Source organism: Ruegeria sp. CDSB113, from assembly GCF_059611045.1.
This window is the reverse complement of record NZ_JBXWOU010000002.1, coordinates 110,764-126,844: the sequence shown is the minus strand read 5'-3', so window position 1 is coordinate 126,844 and position 16,081 is coordinate 110,764. Positions and strand designations below refer to the sequence as shown.

The following is a 16,081-nucleotide window of genomic DNA, read 5'->3' as shown; positions in this document are numbered from 1 at the left end:
CCACTGTCGCAAGCCGCTCTCTTGATCCTTGGCCCCGCAAACGTCTATATGAGCGCCGAATACGCAATCACGATGACGAGGACGCAACATGGCAGGCCATTCCAAATGGGCCAACATCCAGCACCGCAAGGGGCGTCAGGACGCCGCGCGGTCCAAACTGTTTTCCAAACTGTCGAAAGAGATCACCGTCGCTGCCAAGATGGGCGACCCGGATCCTGAAAAAAACCCACGGCTGCGTTTGGCCGTGAAAGAAGCCAAGTCACAGTCGGTTCCAAAAGATGTCATCGACCGCGCGATCAAGAAATCGACGGCGGGCGAAGGCGATGAATACGAAGAAATCCGGTATGAGGGCTATGGCCCGAACGGTGTGGCGGTGATCGTCGAGACGATGACCGACAACCGCAATCGCACAGCTTCGACCGTGCGTTCGACTTTTTCCAAGAACGGCGGCAACCTGGGCGAAACCGGTTCAGTTGGCTTCATGTTCGAACGCAAGGGCGAAGTGGTTTATCCGGGTTCCGTCGGCGACGCGGACACCGTGTTCGAAGCCGCAATCGAAGCCGGCGCTGAAGATGTCGAAAGCTCGGAAGAAGGGCATATCATCTGGTGTGCCGATACCGACCTGAACGAAGTGTCGAGCGCCCTTGAAGCTGCGCTGGGGGAAACCGATTCCACCAAGCTGATCTGGAAGCCTACGACGACAACCGAGTTGGGTCTGGAAGACATGCAAAAGCTGATGAAGCTGGTCGATGCGCTGGAGGACGACGATGACGTTCAACGCGTGACGACGAATTTCGAAGCCACGGACGAAGTCATGGCTCAGCTCTGATCCGCATTGCAAGAAAAGCACGAAAAACCCGGTCTTTGGCCGGGTTTTCATTTTTGACACAGGGGGTTCTTGGCCGGTTGCGTGGAACTGAGTACCATGGATTGATCAAACCCAAGTGGCGCGCCCTTTTGCGAGCCGAGGAACCCAAGCACGCATATGACTGACAAGTCGCTGGACACATCGAAAAGAAACGTTCCGGTCCTGGCTGGGCAAAGCATTCTGTCTCAGGTGGCGTGGACCCTAGGCAGCCCATCCGTGGTCTTGCCATTTCTGGCCGTATCGCTTGAGCTTCCGATGTACATAGCCGGCGCGCTGGTGTCGGTGCGGATGGTTGGCAGCATGATCTCGGATGTTTTCCTGGCGTATCCCATCGCAGCGCGTGACCGCAAGAAACGTGCAATCGCGATGACTGAGGTCGCAATCGGTGCCTGCCTGATTTTGGCTTTGTTGGTGGCCTCAACAGGTGTCGTTCCGGTCATAGGTGTGGCTTTTGTCGCGGCATTTTTCATGATCGGTTTGATCGAAGAAATTCAGTCGCTGATGTATACCGATCTGCTGGGCGATCAGGTGCGCTCCAAATCGCGGATGATCATGCATTATCTGCAGCTGGGGGTGGGTGGATTGGGCGCAATCGGATTGGCGTTGCTGGTTCACGAGATCACCAAAGAAAACCCACCGTTTTCGCGCCATTCCGCAGTCATCGCCGTTTCGGTAACATTCTTTGTCCTATCCGGCCTGTCGATTCTAATGATGTCCGAAACCGCCGGTCCCACCCAGGAACAGGGCGCGCAACGGGTCAAGAAGCGAAAGTTCCTGGATAACTTCACCGATATCGCTGCAATGTTCGATCAGCACTGGTTCCGCCGTTACATGATCATGCGCATGCCGCTTGTTGTCGTATCCCTGTCCGTACCGTTCTTTGCGCTGATCGCAGCCGAAGCGCACCACGATTCGGCCAGAGGGCTGACGGCGATGATCGTGTCGTCGGCGTCGGGGTATCTTGTATCTGCCCCACTGTGGCAATTGGTGAACATGAAATCGCATCGCGCCGTGATGGTCACCGGGAACCTGATGGTGGCACTGACGGGCGGTGCGCTTTTGTCCGTGCACTTTCTGGGCATGGACCATGACGTTCACTTACACGCCATTGCCTTGTTCGTTGTCACTGTTGCGGTGACAGGGATCAGCAGTGCCCGCAAGCTGTACTTCCTGGACGTTGCCCCAAAAGATCAGAGGGTCAAAGGTGCCGCAGCGATCAAGAGCATTTGCCGGATCTCTGGCGTATTGCTCTCGGCCGCGTTGGCAGGCGTTGCGCATTTGCACGAGGTCGCCTGGGCTATCGTCTTCATTGTCGCCACAAGCGTTTTCGCGGCGGTTGCCTGTTACCGTGTGGTTGTACCCAGCGAGAAAAAAGCGGTTCAATCCTAGTCTGCAGTTTCAGCTGGAAGCAGGGCACCATCGGCGGCGCGTTTGACCGCGTCAGTCAAGGGGGCCAACGCCGTGGATAGCACACGACCCACCTGCCAGGTCAGCCCTACGTCAAGATGCGCGCCCGGTACCAAAGGGCATAACCGGCCGTCTTCCAGCGCTGGGCGCGCAAGGTTTTCCGGATTCATTCCCCAACCAATCCCCGCAATGGCCGCTTCCACAAATCCCTGAGAGGAGGGCAGGAAATGCGAAGGGGGTGATAGCCGTTGACCTGTCTGCCGGGTAATCCAGGCTTTTTGCAGCCCATCCTTGCGGTTGAATGTCAAACAGGTGGCGCGGGACAACGTCTCGACATTTACACCGTCCGCGAACCATTTGCGCATGAAATCGGGGCTGGCCGTGGGGATGTACCGCAGGGCGCCAAGGGCTACGGCGTCGCTGCCTGGGACCGTATCACCTCCGACCGTTATGGCGGCGCTGACCTCTCCGCGCCTCAGCCATTCCGCCGAATGATCCTGATCGTCAACGACCAGATCGAACAGCAGGCCGTCGACCTGAGACATGACATTTATGAACCACGTCGCCAGAACGTCGGCTGGCACGGCGACGCGCACGCGCGCGGGGCCGTTGGTTTGATCAAGCGTCAGTTCGCGGGCCAGATGCGTCTCAAGTAACCCGATATCCTCGGCGTGTTGAGCGATACGCAATCCCATCGGAGTGCCCGTGCAGGGCGTTCCCCGATTGATCAGGGTTGCGCCGACAAGGTCTTCCAGCGCCTTAATCCGCTGTGAAACCGCGGAAGGCGTAACCGCAAGTTCTGAGGCGGCCGCGTCAAAACTGCCATGACGCAGGATGGCAGACAGCGCAGTCAGGTGGTTTGGATCCAGTAACATTAGCCAGACTTAATTCAGGTCAGTTTCTTTAATTTGATAGATGCTTGGTAAGCGAGTAGTCAACGCCTCAGACTATCGGAGGTTTCATGTCCACATCCTTGATTGCAGGCTTTGTGCTTGGCTTCAGCCTGATCCTCGCCATTGGCGCGCAAAACGCCTTTGTTCTGCGCCAGGGGTTGCGACGCGAGCATGTATTCCCACTGTGCCTGACTTGCGCGGTGTCTGATGCCATTCTCATAGCCGCGGGCGTTGCGGGTTTCGGAACATTGGCGCACGCGTTGCCCTGGTTCGAGACCGTCATGCGGTATGGCGGGGCGATTTTTCTGATATGGTACGGTTTGCGCAGCCTGAATTCGGCCTGGCGCGGCGGAGCGGTGATGGAGATCGGCGAGGGTAAGCGGGTCAGCCTGAAATCTGTTCTGCTGACCGTTCTCGCGTTCACATGGCTGAATCCGCATGTCTATCTGGATACGGTTGTACTGATCGGGTCGATCTCGGCGCAGTATGATGACCGGCTGGCCTTTGCGCTTGGGGCAATGACGTCCAGCTTTGTGTTCTTCTTTTCGCTGGGCTACGGGGCAGGGATGCTGTCCCCGATTTTTGCAAGACCACGAGCGTGGCAGGTGCTGGATTTCCTGATCGGCGTGGTCATGCTGGCAATTGCTGCAAAGCTAGTATTGATGTGACGGGTTGCCTCTGCCAAGTATTCGGTGTTCAACCGTTAACATGTCAACTTTAACCGCCCAACACCGCCCCATGGCTGGCATGCTCTGGATGTTTTCGGCAGGCCTGTCGTTTGTGGTCATGACCGCGTTGGTAAAGTCGCTGGGCTCCTCGATGGACCCTACGCAGGCTGCGTTCCTGCGCTTTGCCTTCGGCTTGATCTTTCTGTTGCCGGCGTTGCGCCTGGTGTTGAAAACCCACCTTACACGCAGCCACATCGTATTGTTGGGGACGCGTGGTGTCGTCCACGCATTTGCAGTGATGCTGTGGTTTTTCTCGATGACCCAGATCCCATTGGCCGAGGTTACGGCGATGAACTATATGACGCCGGTCTATGTCACGCTGGGGGCCGCGTTGTTTCTGGGCGAGAAGCTGGCCATCCGTCGGATCGCTGCGATTGGCGTGGCACTGGTTGGCGTTCTGATCATCCTAAGGCCGGGTTTTCGTGAGATTTCGCCTGGTCACCTCACCATGTTGGGCACGGCCCTGACATTGGGTGGGTCTTATCTGATCGCCAAAGTGCTTGTGCGCGATCTGCCGCCTTCGGTTGTCGTGGCGCATATGTCGATCTGGGTGACCATAGCCTTGATCCCCTTTGCGATTGCAGTTTGGACCACGCCCAGCTTGCGCGACCTTGGCGTGCTGTTTCTGGTGGCCAGTTTTGCCACGGCGGGCCACTATTTCATGACGATCGCACTTAAGGCGGCCCCGGTCGCGGTCACACAGCCGGTTACGTTCCTGCAGCTGATCTGGGCCACCCTGTTGGGCGCGCTGGTTTTCAATGAAAGCATCGACATCTGGGTGGTCGCGGGTGGTACGGTGATTCTGCTAGCGGTCAGTTTCATTGCCTGGCGCGAAGCGGTTTTGAACCGCAGCAGCTTGACGACCCCGAGTATCGCACCCAAACTCTGATCGTTGACGGTCGCGTGAAACGTTATTGATTGACGAGTCAATAAAAACCCCTTAGCGTTTTCTCAATAAACGCAATGAGGGGATAGCGATGCCGAAACTCGGAATGGAGCCAATCCGCCGTGACGCGATCGTCAAGGCAACAATTGCCGAGCTCGGGTCGAAGAAATCCCTTGATGTAACTGTCAGCCAGATTGCCAAACGGGCAGGTATGTCCAGCGCGCTGGCGCATCACTATTTCGGTGGCAAAGATCAGATCTTTCTAGCAGCCATGCGCCGCATTCTGTCGGACTTTGCCGACGAGGCTAGGCAGGAGCTGAAGAACGCTGTCCCGCAGGAACGCGCGCAGGCCATTATTCGGGCCTGTTTTGCACCATCGTGTTTCACACCGGATGTCATCGCTGCGTGGATGACGTTTTACGTGCTGGCCCAAACGAATGATGACGCCTTGCGCCTGTGGCAAATCTATCAGGCGCGTATCCGGTCGAACCTGACACACGCCCTGCGCCCATTGCTGGGCGATCCGGCCGAGGCGGCCGAAAACATGATCGCCCTGATCGATGGGCTGTATATCCGCGCCGCACTAAGCGCGCCGGAAGAACCGCAGCTGGCGGTCAATCACGCAATGCGTGTCCTCAACACTCTGCTCGAGGCTGAAAAATGACAAAACCGAACATTCTGATCCTGATGGTGGATCAGCTGAACGGGACCCTCTTTCCAGACGGTCCCGCTGACTGGCTTCACGCTCCGAACCTGAAGAAGCTGGCTGAACGGTCGACCCGGTTTGCCAACGCCTATACCGCGTCGCCTCTGTGCGCGCCGGGGCGGGCCAGCTTCATGTCCGGTCAGCTGCCTTCGCGCACGGGTGTTTATGACAACGCCGCAGAATTCCGCAGTGATATCCCGACCTATGCGCACCATCTGCGGCGCGCGGGCTATTACACCTGCCTGTCCGGTAAGATGCACTTTGTCGGCCCCGACCAGATGCACGGGTTCGAGGATCGCCTGACCACTGATATCTATCCGGCTGATTTCGGTTGGACGCCGGATTATCGCAAACCGGGCGAGCGTATTGACTGGTGGTACCACAATATGGGTTCGGTGACGGGTGCAGGCGTGGCCGAAATCTCCAACCAGATGGAGTACGACGACGAGGTCGCCTACAACGCCAAGGCCAAGATCTATGATCTGGCGCGCGGAAAGGATGACCGCCCGTGGTGCGTGACCGTCAGCTTTACCCACCCGCATGACCCTTACGTGGCGCGCCGCAAGTATTGGGATCTGTACGAAGACTGCGAGCACCTGCAGCCCGAGATTGCAGACATTGGCTATGACAATCAGGACCCGCACTCAAAGCGTATCTTTGATGCCAATGATTGGCGCAGCTTCGACATTACAGAAGAAGACATCCGCAAGTCGCGCCGCGCGTACTTTTCCAATATCTCATATCTGGACGACAAGATCGGTGAAATCCTAGAGGTGCTGGAAACAACCCGGCAAGAGGCGATCATCATGTTTGTCTCGGATCACGGCGACATGCTGGGCGAGCGGGGCCTGTGGTTCAAAATGAACTTCTACGAAGGGTCGGCACGCGTGCCGTTGATGATTACCGCGCCGGATATGCCGGCAGGCCGTATCGACACACCGGTCTCGACAATCGACGTCACGCCAACCCTTGGCGCACTGGCGGGTGTAGATATGGCCGAGATCGCGCCGTGGACCGATGGCGAAGACCTTGTACCACTAGCCAATGGCACCGAACGGACTGCTCCGGTGAAGATGGAATACGCGGCCGAAGGCTCGTATGCGCCGCTGGTTTCGCTGCGCTATGGCAAGTGGAAATACAATCGCTGCGCATTGGACCCTGATCAGTTGTACGATCTTGAGGCTGACCCCCACGAGTTGGAAAATCTTGCGGAAATCCCCGAACACGCAGGTACGCTGGAAACTCTGCGCGCGAAATCTCAGGCGCGTTGGGACTTGGATCAATTCGACGCGGATGTCCGCGCCAGCCAGGCGCGCCGCTGGGTTGTTTACGAGGCGTTGCGGCAGGGTGGGTATTACCCTTGGGATTATCAGCCACTGCAGAAGGCATCCGAACGCTACATGCGCAATCACATGGATCTGAATGTCGTCGAGGAAAACGCCCGCTTCCCACGCGGCGAGTAACCTCTTCACCTTTTTGAAAATACTCCTGCCGAACGGTTCAAAACGCGGTTCGGCAGGATATGGAGACCTGAAAATGGAAGCAGATTTCGTCATCGTCGGCGCAGGATCAGCGGGTTGCGCAATGGCGTATCGCCTGAGCGAGGCCGGGGCCTCGGTTCTGGTGATCGAACATGGCGGGACCGATGCGGGTCCGTTTATTCAGATGCCAGCGGCATTGAGCTATCCGATGAACATGCCGATGTACGATTGGGGTTACAAGTCCGAGCCCGAGCCGCACCTGAATAACCGCGAACTGGCTTGCCCGCGCGGCAAGGTTATCGGTGGATCGTCATCGATCAACGGCATGGTTTACGTACGTGGCCACGCGCGTGATTTTGACGCCTGGGCCGAGATGGGTGCCGATGGCTGGTCCTATGCGGATGTGCTGCCCTATTACAAACGCATGGAGACCTGGCATGACGGTGGACATGGTGGTGATCCGACATGGCGCGGCACGGATGGCCCGTTGCATGTCTCGCGCGGACCGCGCGAGAACCCTCTGTTTCAGGCTTTCGTCGATGCGGGACAGCAGGCGGGATACGAAGTTACCGGAGACTATAACGGTGAAAAGCAGGAAGGCTTTGGCCCGATGGAGCAAACCGTCTGGAAAGGACGGCGTTGGTCGGCGGCGAATGCCTATCTGAAACCTGCGCTCAAGCGCGACAACTGCGATATCGTACGCGGACTGGCCTCAAAGGTGGTTATGGAAAATGGCCGCGCAATCGGGGTCGAATTGATCCGAGGTGGCAAGACTGAGGTCATCAGCGCCCGGCGCGAGGTGGTTCTTGCCGCGTCCTCCATCAACTCTCCCAAGCTGCTGATGTTGTCAGGCATCGGTCCGGCAGCGCATCTGGCCGAGCATGGGATCGACATCGTGGCGGATCGCCCGGGTGTGGGTGCGAACCTTCAGGACCATCTGGAGCTTTACATCCAGCAGGCATCCCTACAGCCGATCACGCTGTACAAACACTGGAATCTGATCAGCAAAGGTCTGATCGGGGCGCAGTGGCTGTTCACAAAAACCGGTCTGGGTGCATCCAACCAATTCGAAAGTGCGGCTTTCATTCGGTCCAAACCGGGCGTGGAATACCCAGATATTCAATATCACTTCCTGCCAATTGCCGTTCGCTATGACGGTCAGGCCGCGGCCGAAGGCCATGGTTTCCAGGCGCATGTCGGGCCGATGCGCTCGCCGTCGCGCGGGGCGGTGACGCTGCGATCGGCTAAGGTCGAAGACGCACCTGTCATCCGCTTCAACTACATGAGCCATGAAGAGGATTGGGCAGATTTCCGCACCTGCATTCGCCTGACGCGTGAAATTTTCGGGCAGGATGCGTTCAAACCTTATTCCGGTAAAGAAATCCAACCGGGTGCAGATGTGCAGTCTGACGAAGCGCTTAATGCCTTTATCGCCGAACATGCTGAAAGTGCTTATCACCCCTGTGGAACCTGCCGTATGGGCCGGGCGGATGACAAAAATGCTGTGGTCGATCCGCAGGGACGCGTGATTGGTGTGGATGGGCTGCGCGTCGCCGACAGCTCGATCTTTCCGCAGATCACCAACGGTAACTTGAACGCGCCGTCGATCATGGTGGGTGAGAAAATGTCCGATCATCTGTTGGGCAAGGAAGCCTTGCCTTCCGCCAATGACCGCCCTTGGATTCACCCGCAATGGGCTGTTGCCCAACGGTGAGCGACAGCATGATTTGATCCGCGTCAAAGCTTGACGGGGCCGGGACGAATAGACTTGGATCGTAACGACATATTTTCAGGAGCGAACAGGAATGTCCCACACCCCGCACGAACTGGCCGAAGAGTTTCCGGACAAGGTTGAGCTGATGAGCCAGCTTAAGCAAACGGACGCTCATTTTTCACGGCTGGCGGACGAGTATCATGAGATCAACCGCGAGGTTCATCGTGCCGAAACCAATGTCGAACCGATGGATGATATCGCTGAGACAGATCTGCGTAAAAGACGTGCGGTTCTGAAAGACGAGATCTGGGCGATCTTGTCCAAGTCCTGAGAAATGGCGGGGGCTCTGCCCCCGTCGCGGCAAGCCGCGCCTCCCCCGGGATATTTTTAGGCCAGGTGAAGATCAGGTGACTTCATAGGGCAAGGTGCCGCGGGTATGGGCGTCGATCGTCAGGCGTCTTTCCAATGGCGGGACCGAGCGCTGATGACAATTCGGCCGCTCGCAGATGCGGCAGGATATGCCAATTGGTTCGTAAGCGCTGGCGTTGTTGAAATCCAGATTGTCGGCATAAACCAGCGCCTCGGCGTGGCGCACCTCGCACCCCAGGGCAATGGCATAGCGACGGACTGGCGCGCCGTATGAGCCGCCTGATTTCGACACGTCCCGAGCCAAGGATATGTACTGAATACCATCGGGTGTTTCTGCCAACTGCCGCAGGAAGTGGCCAGGCGTTTCGAAAGCGCGGTGGACGTTCCATAGGGGGCAGGCGCCGCCGAACCGGGCAAATTGCAGACGCGTGGCCGAGTGTCTTTTGGTGATCGTTCCGGCCTGATCAACGCGAACGAAAAAGAACGGAATGCCCTTTGCGCCGGGGCGTTGCAGGGTCGAAAGCCTGTGCGCCACCTGTTCGATTGATGCGCCAAACCGGTTGCTAAGCAGTTCAAGATCGTGACGATATTCCTGCGCTGTGGCCAGAAATTTGGCATAAGGCATCAGCGATGCGCCGGCGAAATAATTTGCCAGCCCGATCTTGGCAATGGCACGGGCTTCATCGCTGTGAAATTTGGCAAAATCCAGCGTTGCTTCAAGAAGTTTGTCCTGGCTGATCAGTGCAACCTGCAACAACAATTGAAACACCTGAGTTTGCGGTGCGGTTCTGGACGAAAGCTGCAGTGTCTTGTTCTCTGGGTCGTACTTTCGGGTTTCATGGATGTCCGGGAATTGGACCCGGATGCCGCGCTCCGCGAGGCTGCCCAAGGCTGCAGCGCGTATGCCACCGGCATCCTCGGCGCGCCCGGCAAATCGTTCAGCTGCGCGGTCCATTGCGTCGATATAGTTGTCGCAATAGTGGAAGAAGTCCCGCACTTCCTCCCATGGGCTGGCCTGGATTTGCGCGTCTTCGCGCCCCAATGCTTCGTCAAGGGAGGCCAGACGTTCATGCGTCTGACGATAGGTGCGGTGCAGGGCAATGAAGGCCCGTGCCAGAGCGGGTGCGTTTGAAGCCGTCAGGCGGAGATCGGCGAGTGGCGGAACAGCGTCGTCAAAGACCGGATCGGCCAATGCCTCGCGCATGTCCGAGACCAGGCGTTCACTGTCGCCGGTGCTCAACTCGGTGACATCCATTCCGAATTCTTGCGCCAGCGCCAGAACGACCGTAGTCGAAATCGGACGGTTGTTGTTCTCCATCTGGTTCAGATAGGGCAGGGAAACACCCAGTTTAGCGGCAAATTCCTTTTGGGTCAGTGACAAGCGCGTACGCATTTCGCGTAGCTTTGCACCTGCATAGAGTTTCTGAGTCGCCATGTTGGGCCTTTGCAACTTTCCTAATCCGGCAAACTAACTTTGCAAACCGTCATAGGCAAGCCATTCAAAGGCCCAGTTGTCGTTCGCGTCGAATAACAGACAATATTGCGCAAACCGCCAGGACTGAGGTTGCCAGCATTAGCCAGAGCAGAGGCATTGCACCGGTTTCGTGGGTTAGCAAGGCTCCTGCAAGCGCGCTGAGGCCCGCACCGCCGCCCAACATGATGGCGCCACTCAGCCCGGATGCCGTCGCGGCCAGATGCGGTCGCACCGAAAGCGCGCCTGAGGTTGCGTTGGGAATTGTCATGCCGTTTCCAATGCCAACAAAGGTCATGAATCCGAAAAAGCTGAGCGCTGTTCCGAAACCGGCCAGAAACAAGATCGCGGACATTGCAACGCCTGCTGCGTTCAGCCAGCAGCCCCAAAGTACCATTCGATTGACGCCGAAGTGAACGGAATAGCGACCGCTGAAGAAGTTACCAAAAAAGTACCCAACGGCTGGGGCACCAAAGTAGATGCCGACCTCGGCGGCGCTGAGGCCGAATAGTTCGGTGCCGATAAAGGGAGCGCCGCCCAGATAGGCAAAGAAGGCGCCAGACGACAGCGCGGATGATAGCGAATAGCCCCAAAATCGCGGGGAACCCAGCAGTTCGGGGTATTCCCGGAATTGTTGAACCAGTGTTTTGCCGCTCTTGGCTGAGGTTTCGCCAAAATCTGAGTAGGTTAACATCAGTGTCATGACGCCAAGAGCAAAGGGCAGCCAGAAGTTGGCTTTCCAGCCAAAGCTCTCCTCTAGCAAGCCTCCGATCGCGGGTCCGATCATAGGAACGATGGCCATGCCCATCGTGACGTAACCGATCATCGATGCGGCCTGGTCCTGATCATAAAGGTCGCGAACCGCCGCACGGCTGAGAACCATCCCGACCACGATGATGGCCTGACACATCCGGAAGACAAGAAAGACCTGAATGTTGGGGGCATAGATGCACCCAAGCGTAGCACCCAGAAAAAGAGCCAACCCCCAAAGTAGAACGGGGCGGCGCCCCGCCTTGTCGGCAATTGGTCCGATCAGGATCTGAAGCACCGCATTGACCAGCAGGTACAGGGCAATCGACAGTTGCATGACCTTGTAGTCGGCTTGAAAGTGCAGGGCCATATTGGGCAGGCTCGGCAAAAACAGATTGAGGCTGAGCGCGGACAATCCGGACAGCAAAACCAGAGTGGTAATTTTAGGAGGCGAGCGATGCGCCGACGAAGAACTAAACTGCATAGTTCACGTGTATAGTCACCACGGATAAGAATGCCATCCATCACGTGTTTTGTGAGTGAAAATTAGCAAGTTTACAATATTCACCAAGATGATTGGGAAAGATTTGCAAATTTGCCGAAAGATACTTTGGTCTTGCGGCATCTACGTATAGTGTCCGGCCAGATTTTACAGGGGATCATCGTTATGAAAGACATCCTTTCCGAACTTGAAGACCGTCGCGACAACGCGCGGCTGGGTGGTGGACAAAAGCGCATCGACGCACAGCACTCGCGCGGCAAACTGACGGCCCGCGAACGGATCGAACTGCTGCTGGACGAAGGCAGCTTTGAAGAATTCGATATGTTTGTCAGTCACCGCTGCACCGATTTCGGGATGGAGAATCAAAAGCCTGCGGGTGACGGTGTTGTCACTGGCTGGGGTACGATCAACGGTCGCATGGTATATGTGTTCAGCCAGGATTTTACGGTCTTTGGCGGCTCGCTTTCGGAAACCCATGCGCAGAAGATCTGCAAGATCATGGATATGGCCGTTCAGAACGGTGCGCCGGTGATTGGGATAAACGATTCGGGTGGTGCGCGAATTCAGGAAGGCGTGGCGTCGTTGGCTGGTTATGCCGAGGTGTTCCAGCGCAACATCATGGCGTCAGGCGTGGTTCCGCAGATCAGCGTGATCATGGGGCCCTGTGCTGGCGGCGCAGTTTACAGCCCGGCGATGACCGATTTCATCTTCATGGTCAAAGACACCTCGTACATGTTTGTGACCGGCCCCGACGTGGTCAAGACGGTCACAAACGAAATCGTTACCGCCGAGGAATTGGGTGGGGCGTCGACCCATACCAAGAAATCCTCGGTTGCGGACGGAGCGTTTGAGAACGACGTTGAAGCACTGGCCGAGGTGCGCCGTTTGGTTGATTTCCTGCCGCTCAACAACCGCGAAAAGCCGCCAGTGCGCCCGTTTTTTGACGAGCCCGACCGTCTGGAAGCCTCGCTGGACACGTTGATCCCCGACAACCCTAATACGCCGTACGACATGAAGGAACTCATCACCAAAGTGGCGGATGAGGGTGATTTCTACGAGATTCAAGAGGACTACGCCAAAAACATCCTCACCGGGTTCATCCGGCTTGAAGGACAGACAGTGGGCGTTGTAGCCAATCAGCCGATGGTTCTGGCGGGTTGTCTGGACATCGACAGCTCGCGCAAGGCCGCGCGGTTTGTGCGGTTCTGCGATTGCTTCGAAATTCCGATCCTGACGCTGGTGGATGTGCCTGGCTTCCTGCCGGGGACGTCGCAGGAATATGGCGGAGTGATCAAGCACGGCGCCAAGCTGTTGTTTGCCTACGGTGAAGCCACGGTGCCAAAAGTTACCGTCATCACCCGTAAGGCTTATGGTGGTGCCTATGATGTTATGGCATCCAAGCACCTGCGCGGTGACTTCAACTATGCCTGGCCTACAGCCGAGATCGCGGTGATGGGCGCAAAGGGCGCGACCGAGATCATTCACCGTGCCGATCTGGGCGATGCCGAGAAAATTGTACAGCACACGCAGGACTACGAAGATCGGTTTGCGAACCCGTTTGTCGCGGCCGAGCGTGGCTTTATCGATGAGGTGATCATGCCGCAATCGACCCGCCGTCGCGTTTCGCGGGCCTTTGCCAGCTTGCGGAACAAGCACGTGAAAAACCCGTGGAAAAAGCACGACAACATCCCCCTTTAAGGGGATGTGCCAGGAAATCTGCCCGGCCAAAAAAACGGTTTGGACAGCGTCTCGGACAACCGGTCAGGGCAGGTTACTTGGGTGCAAAATTGACTTTGAGGCCACAACTGCTAATGAGTTGCCCAATTAGACATAGAACAGCGCGGGCCGAAAGCCAGGCGCGCGCGATCCCGGAGAGAGGAGCTCGCCTGTGGCGGGTCCGGGATCGCGCCTTAGCTGTTGTACTGTCGGTTTTTGCGGTTCCCGTTCTGGCTGATACCGAAAACCTTTTGCTGGTCCCTTCCGGACAGCCAGTGCACCTGAGCGACGTTCTGTTGGACAATAACCCAGGTGAGCTTTGGGTGCGATTTCGCTTTATTGCGCCCAAGATCGGTTCGGACATTGGCCGGATCGGGTACGATATCGCCTCGGTCGATATGGAACATCTGTGCCAGACGCTGGCGGTTACCTATGTGGCCAAATACCAACTGGACGCTGCCCGGGTGGTCATTTCCCTATCTGACAGGCCTATCGAATTCGGCCGTACATCCCCTGATGCCACGCAGTTCTTTGAAGCCTACCGGCTGGAACAGTCCCGATGTATCTGGGAGGGGCTTTGACTATGAATCACGCTATTCATCCCGTCAGGGCATTTCTGAACAGCTACGCGGCCTTGGAGGTGCGCACCATGACATCATCCTGTGACGGATGTGAATATCTGATCACCATGACCCCTTGTGCAACTGAGGTGGAACCATGCTGAAACATCGCGGATTTCCCGGGCGCCTGCCGGGTACTGACTTTCAGTTCATTATTCGTCGGGCCAATCCCAAAGGCGTGACGCCCCTGACCCGCCGCGAGCGGTTTCGAGATCGTAAACCCGCGGACAAGCGCGCGGATGCTGCTTTTATGGAAGCCCTGTGGGCGCATTTCGGCGACCAACCGTTTGAGAGGGGCAATTTGGATGCTGGCCGTCTTTGCTGGCTCTTCGAACGCGAAGTCATTCCGGCCGAAGATCCGTTTGATCCGGCTAGTTACGACGCGCTTTTGGTCATTGATCCGAATGTGGGCCGGATTTCCTTCCCCGAAATTTTTGACGGGGTGCGCTGATCGTGCAATCCGCTGTCGCACATAGCACCTTGGGGCATTCCCGGCCCAAAACCCTGCCCGTGTCGGGGCAGGGTTGGTGTTTGTGGTCAGAAGTTCAGCTGCGCCGCCAACTGAATTCGGTTGCTGTCAAAGGTGCGTCCGGTCGGTGCATCGTTCCGCTCACCATAGAAGTATTCGGCGCTAAGCGTCAGATTGTCGGTCGCTTTATAAAAGGCGTTCACGTGGATCGTTTCAACCTCGGTAAAGGACAGGGTCCCGGTCGAGGTCGGCAGGTCGTAATTCTCTTGCCCATAAGCGATGCCGACGTTCCATTTGGGGCTCAGTTCCTGGCGGAATTCCACGGTAAATCCATCCACGTCATTGGCCTGTCCGTTGACGATGGCGTCACCGGCAGCGATCAGGTAGGGGCCCAAAGCCTCGCCGTCGACATAGTTGACCTGAAACAGACCGCCTTGCCAGGGCCGGATGCCAGCCGAGAGGGTATAGCCGGTCTGATCCACTTCGACCGCGCCGGATTGCGCCTTACCATACAAAGCCGAGGCGCGGGCCAGGTAGGTACCGTTGTTGTATTCGATGGAGCCGGTCAGGACGGGATCATTCGAATCCGAGCCGCCAACGTTTTCCTCGATCGCCACCGCAAAGGTTGTGTCAGAGCCCAGCGTGTTCGTATAGCGCACTTGAGGGACGCGAGCGAAAGGAATGCCAACGGGGCCGTTGAATTCAACGGTCGTGGGATAGGTGTCCAACGGCTGGAAGTTGGTCCAGAATTGACCGATCAACCAGTTATCACCAATACGGATATTGGCGTGGCGCAGGCGCAGTTCAGCAGGCCCATCCGTCCCGCCGGAAAACAGGTCCAGTTCCAGCTGGCCCGCAATATCGCCGATGGCAGACGGCGTATTGGTCCGAAGCCCGATGCGCGATTGGCGCACGGTAGCCCCAAAGGTGCCGCTGGTCGCGTTTGCTGGCTCGCCAATTCGGGTCGCATCGGCAAGATCGCCCAGTTCAAAGTCCGTGTCGTAGAAGAAATCAGCCTTAACGTACCCATAAACATCAAGAGTGGTGTTTCCGATTCGAAGATCGCCAGTGCCAGCGCCGGGATTTGCGGCCTCCAGGGCTTCGACGCGGGCACGCAGGGCATCAAGTTCCGTTTGCGTCTGGGCGTCTTGGGCGAAAGCAGCCGCGGCGGACATGCCAAGCGCGGACACGGCAAGCAGCAACGCCGTTTTTCTCTTTGCAATCATGTGGATATTTCCTTGTGTGCGAGTGTGCACGGGTACCGTTCCACGCAAGAGAACTTGAGGGAAATCACGAGAACGGGATGGGAAGCGCCTAGTTTCTCAAGGAAACGTGCAAAACTTTCGGACCGTTTTCACCCTAAGGTGAACAGATCGGTTAACCCTTTGCGTTTGAAAAGACAAATTCTGGCGCCCTTTTTCGCAACCCGTGATGTTGCAGGCGCAGAAACAGACCAATTGCTGAGGAAAAGTAACAGCAACGTGACGGCATTGGTCTCGCG

General features: G+C 57.1%; 15 protein-coding genes. 11 read left to right on the top strand and 4 right to left on the bottom strand.

What is annotated here, in order from left to right; translation table 11 throughout:
• Positions 1-88 precede the first annotated feature (88 nt).
• Together AC2FIS_RS05050 and AC2FIS_RS05045 are read left to right on the top strand one after the other, a co-directional pair.
• Positions 89-829 carry a YebC/PmpR family DNA-binding transcriptional regulator gene (locus AC2FIS_RS05050; RefSeq protein ID WP_058275643.1) on the top strand — a complete coding sequence of 247 codons (741 nt, stop codon included), beginning with the start codon at positions 89-91 and terminating at the stop codon, positions 827-829.
• 156 nt (positions 830-985) lie between these two features.
• Positions 986-2,257, top strand: a complete 1,272-nt coding sequence (locus AC2FIS_RS05045) for an MFS transporter (protein ID WP_496738094.1) — start codon at positions 986-988, stop codon at positions 2,255-2,257.
• Here the strand turns inward: AC2FIS_RS05045 and AC2FIS_RS05040 are convergent.
• Positions 2,254-3,150, bottom strand: a complete 897-nt coding sequence (locus AC2FIS_RS05040; protein ID WP_496738093.1) for a LysR family transcriptional regulator ArgP — start codon at positions 3,148-3,150, stop codon at positions 2,254-2,256. The two genes, AC2FIS_RS05045 and AC2FIS_RS05040, sit on opposite strands and share 4 nt — an antisense overlap.
• A gap of 86 nt (positions 3,151-3,236) precedes the next feature.
• On the opposite strand from AC2FIS_RS05040, the gene AC2FIS_RS05035 reads away from it, so the two are divergent.
• The 6 genes from AC2FIS_RS05035 to AC2FIS_RS05010 all read left to right on the top strand — a co-directional run bounded on the left by AC2FIS_RS05035 (position 3,237) and on the right by AC2FIS_RS05010 (position 9,014).
• Positions 3,237-3,836: a LysE/ArgO family amino acid transporter gene (locus tag AC2FIS_RS05035; RefSeq protein ID WP_496772215.1), complete on the top strand. Its 600-nt coding sequence runs from the start codon at positions 3,237-3,239 to the stop codon at positions 3,834-3,836.
• 40 nt (positions 3,837-3,876) lie between these two features.
• Positions 3,877-4,785, top strand: a complete 909-nt coding sequence (locus AC2FIS_RS05030) for a DMT family transporter (RefSeq protein ID WP_496772214.1) — start codon at positions 3,877-3,879, stop codon at positions 4,783-4,785.
• Between the two features lie 88 nt (positions 4,786-4,873).
• Positions 4,874-5,446, top strand: a complete 573-nt coding sequence (gene betI, locus AC2FIS_RS05025) for a choline-binding transcriptional repressor BetI (protein WP_108859390.1) — start codon at positions 4,874-4,876, stop codon at positions 5,444-5,446.
• A complete protein-coding gene (gene betC / locus AC2FIS_RS05020; RefSeq protein WP_496772213.1) occupies positions 5,443-6,951 on the top strand; it encodes a choline-sulfatase in 1,509 nt (502 codons plus the stop codon). The genes betI and betC overlap by 4 nt, the downstream gene beginning before the upstream one ends.
• A 73-nt stretch (positions 6,952-7,024) precedes the next feature.
• Positions 7,025-8,683 (top strand): choline dehydrogenase, encoded by a 1,659-nt coding sequence (betA, locus tag AC2FIS_RS05015; protein ID WP_496772212.1) that lies wholly within the window; start codon positions 7,025-7,027, stop codon positions 8,681-8,683.
• Positions 8,684-8,774: 91 nt separating this feature from the next.
• Positions 8,775-9,014: an HP1242/YdcH family protein gene (locus AC2FIS_RS05010; RefSeq protein WP_109313161.1), complete on the top strand. Its 240-nt coding sequence runs from the start codon at positions 8,775-8,777 to the stop codon at positions 9,012-9,014.
• A gap of 72 nt (positions 9,015-9,086) precedes the next feature.
• Here AC2FIS_RS05010 and AC2FIS_RS05005 read toward each other — a convergent pair whose 3' ends face one another.
• Together AC2FIS_RS05005 and AC2FIS_RS05000 are read right to left on the bottom strand one after the other, a co-directional pair.
• The gene (locus AC2FIS_RS05005; protein WP_496772211.1) at positions 9,087-10,487 is read right to left on the bottom strand and encodes a helix-turn-helix domain-containing protein; all 1,401 of its coding nucleotides are present in this window, start codon (positions 10,485-10,487) and stop codon (positions 9,087-9,089) included.
• 64 nt (positions 10,488-10,551) lie between these two features.
• Positions 10,552-11,757, bottom strand: a complete 1,206-nt coding sequence (locus tag AC2FIS_RS05000) for a multidrug effflux MFS transporter (RefSeq protein WP_496772210.1) — start codon at positions 11,755-11,757, stop codon at positions 10,552-10,554.
• Positions 11,758-11,940: 183 nt separating this feature from the next.
• Here AC2FIS_RS05000 and AC2FIS_RS04995 point away from each other — a divergent pair, with 183 nt between their 5' ends.
• From AC2FIS_RS04995 to AC2FIS_RS04985, 3 genes are all read left to right on the top strand, one after another.
• Complete coding sequence (locus AC2FIS_RS04995; protein ID WP_496772208.1) at positions 11,941-13,473, top strand: acyl-CoA carboxylase subunit beta; 1,533 nt, start codon at positions 11,941-11,943, stop codon at positions 13,471-13,473.
• A gap of 113 nt (positions 13,474-13,586) precedes the next feature.
• Positions 13,587-14,072 (top strand): DUF6497 family protein, encoded by a 486-nt coding sequence (locus tag AC2FIS_RS04990; protein WP_496772207.1) that lies wholly within the window; start codon positions 13,587-13,589, stop codon positions 14,070-14,072.
• 136 nt (positions 14,073-14,208) lie between these two features.
• Positions 14,209-14,562, top strand: coding sequence for a hypothetical protein (locus AC2FIS_RS04985; RefSeq protein ID WP_058276835.1), 354 nt, complete (start codon positions 14,209-14,211; stop codon positions 14,560-14,562).
• Positions 14,563-14,648: 86 nt separating this feature from the next.
• On the opposite strand, the gene AC2FIS_RS04980 is transcribed toward AC2FIS_RS04985, so the two are convergent.
• Positions 14,649-15,806, bottom strand: coding sequence for a DcaP family trimeric outer membrane transporter (locus AC2FIS_RS04980; protein ID WP_496772206.1), 1,158 nt, complete (start codon positions 15,804-15,806; stop codon positions 14,649-14,651).
• Positions 15,807-16,081 lie beyond the last annotated feature (275 nt).

Excerpts from the sequence above, each read along its gene's own strand:
- AC2FIS_RS04995 (WP_496772208.1), top strand. The coding sequence starts at position 11,941 with ATGAAAGACATCCTTTCCGAACTTGAAGACCGTCGCGACAACGCGCGG.
- AC2FIS_RS05030 (WP_496772214.1), top strand. The coding sequence starts at position 3,877 with ATGTCAACTTTAACCGCCCAACACCGCCCCATGGCTGGCATGCTCTGG.
- AC2FIS_RS04985 (WP_058276835.1), top strand. The coding sequence starts at position 14,209 with ATGCTGAAACATCGCGGATTTCCCGGGCGCCTGCCGGGTACTGACTTT.
- AC2FIS_RS05005 (WP_496772211.1), bottom strand. The coding sequence starts at position 10,487 with ATGGCGACTCAGAAACTCTATGCAGGTGCAAAGCTACGCGAAATGCGT.
- AC2FIS_RS05050 (WP_058275643.1), top strand. The coding sequence starts at position 89 with ATGGCAGGCCATTCCAAATGGGCCAACATCCAGCACCGCAAGGGGCGT.
- AC2FIS_RS04990 (WP_496772207.1), top strand. The coding sequence starts at position 13,587 with ATGAGTTGCCCAATTAGACATAGAACAGCGCGGGCCGAAAGCCAGGCG.
- AC2FIS_RS05035 (WP_496772215.1), top strand. The coding sequence starts at position 3,237 with ATGTCCACATCCTTGATTGCAGGCTTTGTGCTTGGCTTCAGCCTGATC.
- betI (WP_108859390.1), top strand. The coding sequence starts at position 4,874 with ATGCCGAAACTCGGAATGGAGCCAATCCGCCGTGACGCGATCGTCAAG.
- AC2FIS_RS05045 (WP_496738094.1), top strand. The coding sequence starts at position 986 with ATGACTGACAAGTCGCTGGACACATCGAAAAGAAACGTTCCGGTCCTG.
- AC2FIS_RS04980 (WP_496772206.1), bottom strand. The coding sequence starts at position 15,806 with ATGATTGCAAAGAGAAAAACGGCGTTGCTGCTTGCCGTGTCCGCGCTT.
- AC2FIS_RS05040 (WP_496738093.1), bottom strand. The coding sequence starts at position 3,150 with ATGTTACTGGATCCAAACCACCTGACTGCGCTGTCTGCCATCCTGCGT.
- AC2FIS_RS05010 (WP_109313161.1), top strand. The coding sequence starts at position 8,775 with ATGTCCCACACCCCGCACGAACTGGCCGAAGAGTTTCCGGACAAGGTT.
- betA (WP_496772212.1), top strand. The coding sequence starts at position 7,025 with ATGGAAGCAGATTTCGTCATCGTCGGCGCAGGATCAGCGGGTTGCGCA.
- betC (WP_496772213.1), top strand. The coding sequence starts at position 5,443 with ATGACAAAACCGAACATTCTGATCCTGATGGTGGATCAGCTGAACGGG.
- AC2FIS_RS05000 (WP_496772210.1), bottom strand. The coding sequence starts at position 11,757 with ATGCAGTTTAGTTCTTCGTCGGCGCATCGCTCGCCTCCTAAAATTACC.